At 60.0% G+C, this 11,683-nt stretch carries 9 protein-coding genes; all 9 read left to right on the top strand.

All coding sequences use genetic code 11. The features are described from left to right. The first annotated feature begins 147 nt into the window (after nucleotides 1–147). Nucleotides 148–756 (top strand): type VI secretion system contractile sheath small subunit, encoded by a 609-nt coding sequence (gene tssB, locus BSZ35_RS04175; RefSeq protein ID WP_105011267.1) that lies wholly within the window; start codon nucleotides 148–150, stop codon nucleotides 754–756. 55 nt (nucleotides 757–811) lie between these two features. Then, nucleotides 812–2,347, top strand: coding sequence for a type VI secretion system contractile sheath large subunit (gene tssC, locus BSZ35_RS04170; RefSeq protein ID WP_105011266.1), 1,536 nt, complete (start codon nucleotides 812–814; stop codon nucleotides 2,345–2,347). Between the two features lie 171 nt (nucleotides 2,348–2,518). Continuing rightward, nucleotides 2,519–3,004, top strand: a complete 486-nt coding sequence (locus BSZ35_RS04165; protein ID WP_105011265.1) for an Hcp family type VI secretion system effector — start codon at nucleotides 2,519–2,521, stop codon at nucleotides 3,002–3,004. Between the two features lie 72 nt (nucleotides 3,005–3,076). Then, complete coding sequence (tssE, locus tag BSZ35_RS04160; RefSeq protein WP_105011264.1) at nucleotides 3,077–3,496, top strand: type VI secretion system baseplate subunit TssE; 420 nt, start codon at nucleotides 3,077–3,079, stop codon at nucleotides 3,494–3,496. Nucleotides 3,497–3,541: 45 nt separating this feature from the next. Further along, nucleotides 3,542–5,299 carry a type VI secretion system baseplate subunit TssF gene (gene tssF, locus BSZ35_RS04155; RefSeq protein WP_105011263.1) on the top strand — a complete coding sequence of 586 codons (1,758 nt, stop codon included), beginning with the start codon at nucleotides 3,542–3,544 and terminating at the stop codon, nucleotides 5,297–5,299. After that, a complete protein-coding gene (gene tssG, locus BSZ35_RS04150; protein ID WP_105011262.1) occupies nucleotides 5,263–6,321 on the top strand; it encodes a type VI secretion system baseplate subunit TssG in 1,059 nt (352 codons plus the stop codon). The genes tssF and tssG overlap by 37 nt, the downstream gene beginning before the upstream one ends. 71 nt (nucleotides 6,322–6,392) lie before the next feature. Next, the gene (tssH, locus tag BSZ35_RS04145; protein ID WP_105011261.1) at nucleotides 6,393–9,080 is read left to right on the top strand and encodes a type VI secretion system ATPase TssH; all 2,688 of its coding nucleotides are present in this window, start codon (nucleotides 6,393–6,395) and stop codon (nucleotides 9,078–9,080) included. 78 nt (nucleotides 9,081–9,158) lie between these two features. After that, a complete protein-coding gene (tssI, locus tag BSZ35_RS04140) occupies nucleotides 9,159–11,315 on the top strand; it encodes a type VI secretion system tip protein TssI/VgrG (RefSeq protein ID WP_105011260.1) in 2,157 nt (718 codons plus the stop codon). A 69-nt stretch (nucleotides 11,316–11,384) separates the two neighbouring features. After that, on the top strand, nucleotides 11,385–11,683 hold a 299-nt coding region (locus BSZ35_RS20185; protein WP_181149405.1), incomplete at its 3' end, for a PAAR domain-containing protein.

Raw genomic sequence — 11,683 nt, 5'->3', positions numbered from 1 at the left:
TATAAAGTAAAATATTACTTACGGTTAGGAAATGATCGGGGCGCCCTTCTCGGCATCCACGCGCCTCTCAGTGGTCGGTGATACTGCGAAGGCATTGACATCAGAGCCCTGCACTTCAGGGGGGCGTTCGTCTCCTGCGTATGGGAGATGGCTTGCGGGTCCCGAGTGCTCCCGTCTCTGAATATTTTCCGGACGCAATCCCATTCTCACTCATCCGAGACCATGTCTAAGAGCTTCCAGCATCAGAAGCCACCTTCACGTGTCGATTTGACTCTCGACGTTGACACTGGCGATGCCAGTGAAGAGGTGGAATTGCCGCTCCGCCTCCTCGTAACGAGCGATCTGACGGGAAAGAAGGAGGACGTTCCGATCGACGAGCGAGAAATTGTCAGTGTGACCGACAGTAATTTCGAGGAGGTTATGGAGTCGTATGACCTCAGTCTTGAATACAGCGTCCCGGATCGGTTGACGGGGGACGGGGAGTTGGCTGTAGACCTTGAGTTCGACACGCTGGACTCTTTCGAGCCAGAGGCCGTGGCACAGCAGATTCCAGAATTGAGTCGACTGCTGGCGGCCCGCAACTTGCTCAAAGATCTGCGAAACCGGCTCATCAGCATGGGAGAGTTTCGGGAGCAGTTGGAGGATGTGATTCAAGACGAAACCATGAAGGAGGAATTGCTGAACGAACTTCAAAATATCGTTCCAGAGGAAGGAGGAGGGGCCACGGAGAAGGCTCAAGGCGAAGGGGGATCGTGACGTCACGCTGGGGCCGAGACCGACTCTCATCTACTTGAACTGATCCAACAGTCACATGCCGACGGAGCAAGCACAAGACGCATCGCCCGACGGAGCGACCACAACGGCGGAAGAGAAGAGTGTCCTCGACAGCATCTTTGAGCAAGTAGAGGTAGACGCGCCGGGAGACGAAGTGGAGGTCGAAGAGTTTAAGGATCCCGATGCGGTTGCTCAAAAGGATCGGGGGGCAATGGTGTCGGCTGCCCTCCGCGTGTTCATGGAAGCTGTAAGCGATCATGAGCGCCCGGTTGACCAGATCGACAAGTATCTCTTCGATCGGCTGATTGCTTCGGTGGACGAGAAGATCAGTGCTCAGCTCGATGCCATCATGCATCACGAAGACTTTCAAGATCTAGAGTCTTCGTGGCGGGAGTTGAAGTTTTTGGTCGACCGCACCGATTTCCGGCAGAACATCGAAATCGAGGTGCTTAACGCGTCAAAAGAGACGCTTCGGGAGTCGTTTGAGGATTCCCCTGAGCTCATTCAGTCGCCACTGTACGAGCACATTTACACAAACGCCTTCGACCAACCTGGGGCGGATCCATACGGCGCTATCATTTCAGGCTACGAGTTCGACAATTCGCCGGCGGATATCGCGCTCATGCGTAATGCGTCGAAAGTGGCTGCTTCGGCCCATTGTCCCTTCATTGGGTCCGTTGGACCGCAGTTTTTTGGAAAGGAGTCGATGGAAGAGTGGAAAAAGATCCCCGATCTTACCGCGTACATGGAGACGGCGGACTACAACAGTTGGAATTCATTCCGCCAGTCGGAAGACGCTCGATATCTTGGGCTAACGTTTCCTCGATTCATGCTCCGGCTGCCATACGGAGAGGACACAGCGCCGGTGGAGAACTTCAATTATGAGGAGGATGTCAAGGGAACGGATCACGGAAAATATTTATGGGGTAACTCAGCCTTCTCGTTTGCCTCCAATATGGTCCAATCGTTTATGGAGGACGGCTGGTGTGTGCAAATACGGGGTCCGCAATCGGGAGGAAAGGTCGAAGGTCTCCCCGTTCACATTTATGATGAAGGGCGGGGGGACGAGATGAAAATTCCCACGGAAGTGCCCATTAGCGAAACCCTTGAATTTGAGTGCTCAAAGCTGGGCTTCATGCCCCTTAGTCACTACCAGGGAGAAGACTATGCGGTGTTCTTTTCCGCCAACTCGGCCCAGCAGCCCACGAAATACGATGATCAGCAGGCAACCGCCAACAGCCGAATTAACGCTCGTTTGCCCTATATCTTTCTCGCCTCGCGCATCTCGCACTATCTGAAAGTGCTTCAGCGCGAAAACATTGGGTCTACGAAGAACCGGAAGCTGATTGAAGAGGAGCTTAACGAGTGGCTGAGTAAACACGTTACGGAGATGCCGAATCCATCTCCCGAGCAGATTGCAAAATATCCGCTGCGCAAAGGAGAAGTCGATGTAGAGGAGGTGCCCGACAATCCGGGCTTTTTCAAGGTTGATACTAAGATCATGCCGCACTTCCAGATTGAGGGTATGGACATCAGTCTCAGCCTCGTTAGCAAAATGCCCAAGGAAGAATAGCAGAGTCTGGAATGCCGAGACGAGGGATGTTTCGGCATTCCCAACTCGGCTACAGTTCCTTTCCTTCACTTCAGAAGGAGATGTGCCGTAGCCAGCCGTTCGTCGCACTCCGTTTCTAGTCCTGCGACGACGCGACTTCACTTCTCTCTCGAACGAAGACAACCCTTTATTATGCCAGTTCCTGGCTATGCCGAAATTAAGGACAGCGAAGGAAACGCCATTGATGGATCCGTCAAGGTCGCTGGGCGGGAAGGAATGTGCGAGGTTATGGAGTTTGACCATAACGTCCGCATTCCAACGGACCAGCAAAGCGGGGACCTGACCGGCGTGCGCCAGCACCAGCCGGCCACACTCGTGAAGCCCTACGACAAGGCGTCCCCACTTCTTTTTGACGCTCTCTGTAATGGAGAGACGTTGCAAGAGGTGAAGATCCACTGGTATAAGATTGATAAGACCGGGAGCGAGGTCGAGTACTTCACCCATACCCTGGAGGAGGCGAAGATTGCCGATATGCAGTCCTTCATGCCGAATACGAAGGATCCCAGGAAGGAGCAATTCACTCACATGGAAAAGGTGTCTATCCTGTACGGGAAGATCACGTGGCTATACCAGGATGGAAACATTGAGTACACCGACGCCTGGACTGGCGAGCGGTAGTGATGTGAGCGCAGTGGCCGGACCGGCCTGCAGCCGTGAGTGCGTTTTCGAACGCGGGCGTTTTGAGGTACGATGGAAGCAAGTATCTTCGACGTTCTCAGCGGAGGTTTCGCTAACGGCCGACCGGTCCGGTCGGTGCGTACTGATCGCCGACTGCTCTGGAGCGTGGTGAGCAATCTGAACCGGTTGTTCAACACTCGACGAGGGTCGGTGAAGCACCTTCCGAACTACGGGCTTCCCGATTTGACAACGGTCTATCGGGATGCCCCGCGGTCGGGAGACAAACTGCGTCGGGCCATTAAGGAATCCATCGAAACGTATGAACCCCGCTTGCGCCGCGTCCATGTGGAGCGGCGGAATACAGACGAATTCTCGATGCGGCTCGTGTTTATTGTGAGTGCTGTTCTGAAAAACGGAGAACGAGTGCGCTTCGAGACGACCTTTGAATCACAGCGATCGACCAAAGTTGAGCCCGTCGGGTCGTATCGGTGAAAAGAGACGGGGCGGGCCCTTCACAGTCTACGAACACGTATCTTCATGAGTCGTCGGCACTTCGAGGAAGAAATGCGATACCTGGCCGAAGCGGGAAAAGTCTTCGCCGAAGAGCATCCCGAGCAGGCAGCGTTTCTGGATGTCGACAGTGTCTCGGACCGAGACCCATACGTGGAGCGGCTATTCGAGGGGTTTGCGTTTTTGTCGGGTCGCATCCACGAGCGGCTCGACGACGAGATGCCGGAATACACGGAGAGTCTCATCCAGCTTCTCCAGCCCCATTTTCTAAAGCCCATTCCCGCCCTCAGTATTGTCGAGTTTGAACCTGAACCGGGCCTGGTTCAAGAAACCACGGTGCTGGAGCGAGGGCTCGAAGTTCGCTCTGAGCCGGTAGGGGACGATGAGGTGTCGTGCCGGTTTACAACCACGCAAGATGTTCGGCTCCAGCCCATTCGCCTCTCCAACGTTTCGCTTCACTCTTCAAGCCCGAACCGAAGCAGCGTCCGTTTTCAGTTTGATGTTGATCGCGGCATTGCCCTTCAGAACTTGACGCTGAGTCCGCTTCGATTATACTTCCAGGCCGATGCCTCTACGGCATCGACAATGCACCTTTTCTTTACCCGGCACGTCTCGCGTGTGGAGATTGGATCTCCGTCCGGTCATTCCACGTCGCTCAGGGGCCAAAAATGGGTGCAGCCGGCCGGACTGGAGGAAGAACAAGGCTTGTTTCCCTATCAGGAGGGCACTCTCTCAAGTCTGCGGGTGCTGCAGGAATATCTCTGCTTTCGACGAAAGTTTTGGTTTGTGGACCTTCAGGGGCTTGACCGCGGCACGACGAACGAGGAGATGGACGCATTGGAGGTGGAGGTCGTTTTCGACAGGCCGTATCCGGAGGAGCGACAATTCAAAACCGATCACGTGCGGTTGCACTGCACGCCGGTCGTCAATCTCTTCGAAGACGACGCGGAACCGATTCACATTGACGGAGAGGTAGGCGAGCACCGTGTGGTGGCGGATGCATCCTCCACCGAGGGCGTGCAGACCTACGACGTGCAGTCGGTGGTGGGGGTGGAGGACGAGACGGGCATTGAGCACGAGTATAGTCGATTCTTCGCGTTTGAGCATGACACCGAGAATCGACAGGACGACCGGTACTACACGACAAGTCGTCGGCTCGGGCCGGCAGATCGCCCGGCGGTTTATCTCTCGCTCGGAGACGCTCACCTTCGGGCCTTACGAGACGTTTCGTCCGAAACGTTAACTCTGGAGGTGCGCTGTACGAACGGGACGCTTCCCCGTGAGGAGATTAGAGAGGGGATGATCAATCGGCTCCCCCCCGACGTGCCGGCTGTTGCAGACCCTCGAAATCTCACTCGCCCGACGCTTCTCCATCCCCCTCCCCATCAGGAGGAAGCCGACTTCTTCTGGAAGTTGATCTCCCACTGGTCGTTCAACTATCAGTCGGTGGCGAGCACGGAGGCGATCGTTGGGTTGCTGGAGCTCTACGATTGGCGGAACGACGAGCCCAACCGACGTCGCCTGGCGGGACTGCGGGAGGTGACCTGGGAAGCGAAAGATATTCTTGAAAATGGAGCGGTTTTGCGGGGCGTTGAGGTGACGCTGGAGGTGGAGGAGGGGCACTTTGCCGATGAAGGAGATCTTTGTCTCTTCGGGCTCGTGCTGAGTCGTTTCCTCTCGTCGTACGCCACGCTGAACTCGTTTGTCCACCTCACGATCATAACGAATCCTTCAGAGCAGCGGTACGAATGGACACCTCATCGCGGCAATCGACCAACGTTGTAGCTCCACAGCAGGCCGACTCGGCGGGATTGGGGCACGAGGACGGGGCGATGCCCGACGCGCTCGATCGGTTGCGACGAGAGGGACATCGGTTCCAGTTTGCGCAGGTGATGCGGCTTCTGGAGCAGGCGTTTCCGGAGATGCCCCCTCCAGGAGAGACAAGTGCAGTGTTGCATCCGCCCGTTCGTCTCCGTCCGAGTATCGACCTCGTCTTTCCGCCCACGGACGTGAATCGCGTCGAGCAGGTAGAGCAGAGACCCGAGCAGGTGGAGGTGGTGCTAAACTTTCTCGGGCTATATGGCATCGATTCTCCGTTGCCCTACTACTTTTACGAGGAGCTGGCTCACGGCACCCGGGAGACGATTCCACATCGCGACTTCCTCGATATCTTCAACCATCGCTTCTATGCCTTCTTCTATCGCGCCTGGAAGAAGTATCGGCCGCACCTCCACTACCGGTCTGGAGGACAGGATCGGCATTCGAAGCGATTCGTCGCCCTCGCGGGCCTTGGAACGCCGTCAGCAACCAACGATACGTCCGCGGCTCCGATGCGGTTGGCCGCACAGGCCGGGACGCTCGGGCCTCGTGTCCGCAACGCGAAGGGACTGAAAGCCCTCATCCGGGCTGTTTTCAATGATGTGGAGGTCTCGATTATCGAAAATGTGCCCCGATGGGTCCCGATTCCTTCTCGCTCCGGTCTCGGGGAAGGGGGCCTCCAATTGGGAGGCAATGCTACGATTGGAGAGCAGGTGTACGATCGTTCCGGCAAGTTTCGGATTCAACTCGGACCGCTGGAACTGGAGGAGTATCGTTCGCTGCTCCCCGGCGGGCCACGGGCCGATGAACTCCGGTCTCTCGTCCGACTCTACGCCCCCGACCATCTCAAGTACGATGTCGAGCTGCACGTTCCCTCCGATGACCTGCCGACCACCGAACTCGGCAGTGAGGGGGGGCGGCTCGGATTGACGACGAGCCTCGGCACGCCGGACGAATCGGTGGTGAGCCGCGTCGTGGAGTATGAGTGACACACCTCCCGTTGAGGATTGCCTCTTCCAGTGGGCAGGCGATTTCTTTGCACATCTTGACTTTCTAGACCATGGTTACCGACGACGTAAAACAACTTCTTCAAACGCTGAACGACTGCCTTGCACATAGCCTGGAGGCTGCGGCCGGATTCGCCGTGAAGCGCGGACACCCGGAGGTGACCCCGGAGCATCTCGTGCTCAAGGTGTTGGAGCAGGAGGATTCTGATTATGTACGCGCCCTACGCCACTTCGATGTGGACCCAGGCCGGCTCGAAACAGCACTCGTGCACTACGTCGAAGAGTTTCGAACCGGCAACGCGGGACGTCCGTCGTTCGCGCCGGCCCTGCTTCAGCTCGTCGAGTCGGCCTGGCTCCTCGGGTCGGTGCATCACGGCCTGTCGTCGGTGCGCACCGGGACGCTCCTCGCCGCCATGGTGCGGAGCGACACTCTGACCACGCGCGGCTACATGGACGTACTCTCGGCGGTCTATCCCGAAGAGCTCCGGGCGCAGTTGCCCAACCTGATGGCGGAGTCGGGGGAGGGGGCCGCACCGTCGTCGGACGATACGGGGACGGGGGCAGCGGCGCCGGAGGGGGAGCAGACCGTCCTCGACCGTTACACCCTGAGCTTTACGCAGCAGGCCCGGGACGGGGAGATTGACCCGATCTCGTGCCGCAATGAGGAAATCCGGCAGATCACCGACATCCTCAGCCGTCGCCGCAAGAACAACCCGATTCTCGTGGGCGACGCGGGGGTGGGCAAAACCGCGATTGTTGAAGGACTGGCGCGTCGCGTCGCCGACGGGGACGTGCCGGACCGGCTGGCCGACATTGAGATCCGGTCGCTCGATCTGGGGGCCCTCAAGGCGGGGGCAAGCATGCAGGGGGAGTTCGAGGAGCGGCTCAAGTCCGTGATGACGGAAGTGAAAGAGGCGCCCACGCCCACCATCCTGTTCATCGACGAGGCACACACCCTCATCGGAGCGGGCGGCAACGAGGGCACCGGCGACGCCGCGAATCTGCTCAAGCCCGCCCTCGCCCGGGGAGAGCTCCGGGCCATCGCGGCCACCACCTGGTCGGAGTACAAGAAGTACATCGAAAAGGACCCGGCCCTGGAGCGTCGGTTTCAGCGCATCAAGGTGGAGGAGCCGTCGGTGGAGGAGGCCACGACCATGCTCCGCGGCATCCGGTCGGCCTACGAGGCGCACCACGACGTTCCGGTGACGGAGGCGGCCGTGGAGGCGACGGCCGAGCTGGCGGGGCGGTACATCTCCGGGCGTCAGCTGCCGGACAAGGCCGTCGACGTGCTCGACACCGCCGCGGCGCGCGTCAAGATGTCGCGATCGGCGCGGCCCGGTCGCCTCGACGACCTGGACCGCCGCCTCGACACGCTGAAAACGGAGATTGAGGGGCTGGAGCGGGACCTTGCGTCCGGCCTCCGTGACGAGGCGGACGACCTGGAGGCCCTCAAGGACGAGTACGAGGCCGTGCGGGCCGAGCGGGACGAGCTCGAGGAGCAGTGGAAGGAGGAGCGGGCGCTCGTCGGGGAGATCTCGGACGTACGATCCGAGCTGTCGACTGCCACCAATGGGACCGCCGAGGCCGTGCCAGAGGCGACGACAGCCCCCGCAGACTTAGGCGATCTTCAGGAGAAGCTGAACGACACCGAGGGCGAGCAGCCCCTCGTCCACGGGGCGGTGACCGAGCAGGTCGTCGCCGAGGTGGTGTCCGACTGGACCGGCATTCCGGTGGGCAGCATGCTCGAAGACGAGGCTGCCCGATTATTGTCGCTGGAGGACCGGTTGGGGAGTGCCATTCTCGGGCAGGCGTCCGCCGTCCGCGAAGTGTCGAAGGCCGTGCGCACGTCCAAGGCCGGGCTCAACGCACCGGACTCGCCCCTCGGCGTCTTTCTCTTCACGGGACCGAGCGGGGTGGGGAAGACGGAGACGGCCCGGCGCCTGGCCGACTTCTTATTCGGCGGCGAGCGCTTCCTCACCACGATCAACATGTCGGAATACCAGGAGAAGCACACGGCCGCCCAGCTGAAGGGCTCTCCACCGGGGTACGTGGGATACGGAGAGGGCGGCGTGCTCACCGAAGCGGTGCGCCGACAGCCGTACTCGGTGGTGCTGCTCGACGAAATCGAGAAGGCCCACCGCGACGTCATGAACCTGTTCTATCAGGTGTTCGACAAGGGCTTCATGCGCGACGGGGAGGGGCGCGAGATCGACTTCCGCAACACCATCATCATCATGACCTCGAACCTGGCGTCCGACACCATCACGCAGCTGGTGCGCGGGACCGACGAGGCAGACGAGGGGGAGGACCCCGAAGAGGCCGAGGCCGAGCCGAATCGCGACGACCGGCCTTCCGTCGAGCAGGTGCGCGAGGCCATCCATCCGACGCTCGTGGAGCACTTTCAGCCGGCCCTTCTCGGGCGCATGCGCGTCGTGCCGTACGTTCCGCTCGACACCGAGACCATGCGTGGCATCACGGAAATCAAACTGGGCGACGTGGCCGACCGGCTGCAGGAGGTGCACGGCATCGACTTCGTCTACGCCCCCGAAGTGGTCGACACCATTGCGGCCCGCTGCACGCAGGTCGACGCCGGGGCGCGCAACATTGACACCATCATTCATAGAACCCTGCTGCCCGAGACCGCCGAGGCACTCATCCCGCGCATGGCCGAGGACGACCTTCCGTCAACCCTTACGCTGGGCCTCGACAGTGACGGCGACTTCACGTACACCTTCGACTGAGCGCAGAGACGGCCACTTCACCGATCATACCGCTTCTCTTCCTCTCTCGTCCTGTCCCACAACTCTTGACCTTCGGACATGCCGCAGACGCAGACGCCTCCCTCCAACGTTGCCCGCTATTCATTCGAACCCGCCGAGCTGGACCCGAGCACCTTCCAGGTTCTTCGCTTCGAGGGCACGGAGGGCATCTCCCAGCTCTTTGAGTTCAACCTGCAGCTCGTGTCGGAGAACCCGGACGTGGACTTCGCGAAGGTCGTCAATAAGCCGGCCACCTTCACCATGAAGCGGGGAGACACGGACGTGCCGGTCAACGGCATCGTCACGGATTTCTCGCTCCGCGGACAGACGTCCGATTACGTCACCTACCGGGCCACCATTCAGCCCCGGCTCCAGCGGCTCGCCCTCAGCCATCGGAGCCGCATTTTCCAGGAGATGACGGTGAAGGACATTCTCAAGAAGGTGTTCGAAGAGGACGGGCTCTCGTCGAGCGACGTGCGGTTTGCCCTGCAGGAATCCTACTCTCCGCGCGAGTACTGCGTCCAATATCAGGAGTCGGACCTTAACTTTGTGAACCGACTCATGGAGTTCGAGGGCATGTACTACTTCTTCGAGCACGCGGACGGAACAGACACCCTCGTGATTACGGACGCGAAGAGCGAGCACGAGACGATCGAGTCACCGTCCACCCTGAAGTACCACGAGGGGGCGGGGGGAATGGTGGGCGAAGATCTGGAGACCGTCAAGCAGTTTGCGTGCGAGGAGCAGGTCGTGACCGGCACGGTGAAGCTGGCGGACTATAACTACCGCACGCCGGAGACGATGACGACCGAGTCGGAGATGAATGGCGACATGCCGGGCACGCAGTACGAGTACGGCGAACACTTCCGGGAGGCGGATCGCGGGAAGCGGCTGGCCGAGGTGCGAAACGAGGCGATTGAGGCACAGCGCCGCGTCATGAGCGGGACCAGCGACAGCGTGGGGCTGCAGAGTGGGTTTCTCTTTACGCTGGAGAAGCACTTCCGCGACAGCTTCAACGCCGACTACCTGGTGACCCAGATCAGGCACGAGGGCTCGCAGCGGGCGGGCCTAAACCTGGATTCGGTCCAGCCCTCGGAGAACGGGCAGCAGGAGCCCGCGTACCGCAACGAGTTTACCTGCATTCCGGCGTCGGTCCAGTACCGCGCCCCCCGCACGACCCCGAAGCCGGAGGCCCCGGGCGTGGTGACGGCCACCGTCGAGAGTGCGGGCGGCGACTATGCCTACATCGACGACCAAGGCCGGTATCGGGCCAAGATGCACTTCGATCAGCGGGGGGATCGGTCCGACGGCACGAAGACGCTCCCCCTGCGCATGAACCAGCCCTACTCCGGATCGGACTACGGGATGCACTTCCCCAACCACGCCGACACGGAGCTGCTGGTGGCCTTCGAAAACGGCGACATCGACCGGCCCGTCGCCCTGGGCACCACGCCCAATCCATCCAACAAGTCGCCGGCGGTGTCGCAGAACAAGATGGAAAACATCCTGCGCACGTTCGGCGGCAACGAGTTGCTGATGGACGACACGCAGGACGAGACGCGGGTGAAGCTGAAGTCCTCCGACGCCCACACGCTCCTCTTCGACGACAAGAACGACAAGATTGAACTCCTCTCGACGGACAGCCACCGCGTGCTGCTCGACGACAAAAATAAGCGCATCGAGGTGCAGTCGAAGAAGGGGCGGAAGATCCTGCTCGACGACAAGAACGAAGTGATGAGTGTCGTCAGCGAGAAGGGACACTACCTGCAGGTGTCCGACAAGAACGACAATGTCACGGTGAGTGACGCCGACGAGAAGCACGTGCTCACGCTCGACTACAAAAATGAGAAGATGAGCCTCACAACCGAAGGGGACATCGGGCTGGAGGCTAAGGGCGCCATCGAGATGAAGTCGGAGTCGCTGTCAATTGAGACCAAGAAGGGCGCGGAGATGATGGTGGGGGGCGACCTCACGCAGGAGGCCGACGGAAATGCGACCCTTGAAGCGAGCGGAAACACCACGGTGACCGCGGGGCAGACCCTGACGGGGGAAGGGGGTACACAGCTTGAGTTGAGTGCTCAGAAGATTGCGCAGTCGGCTCAAGCCCAGTTGACCATTGACGGCAACATAGTGGACATTGCGGCGAAGGCCCAGCTCAAGACCTCCGGGAAGGGCATGCACATGATTAAGGGAGGAATGGTGCAGGTCTCGCAATGACGCCATCCGGTACGGAGGAGTCAGGCGGCCACTCCACCTCGCATTTTTCGAATGTAGCGAATTAGTACGATGAGTACAGGTCCAGTAGCACGACAGGGAGACCCGACAGCTCACGGCGGGACGATTGTTCAGGGCGTTCCGACAGTACTCGTGGACGGGATGCCGATTGCGACGCAGGGGTCGATGCACGTGTGTCCGATGTGCAACCCGGGGCCGAGCCCGCACGTCGGCGGGCCGGTGTCCAACGGCGTGCCGTGGTTTACGGTCAACGGGATGCCGGTCGCGACACTGGGATGCATATGCACGTGCAACGGCCCGCCGGACTCGATTGTGATGGGGTCCACGACACTGATCGTCTCGTCGGGGGG

This window comes from Salinibacter sp. 10B (genome assembly GCF_002954405.1).
GTDB lineage: Bacteria > Bacteroidota > Rhodothermia > Rhodothermales > Salinibacteraceae > Salinibacter.
The sequence above is the reverse complement of the archived record's forward strand: the minus strand, read 5'-3'. Positions and strand labels throughout refer to the sequence as shown.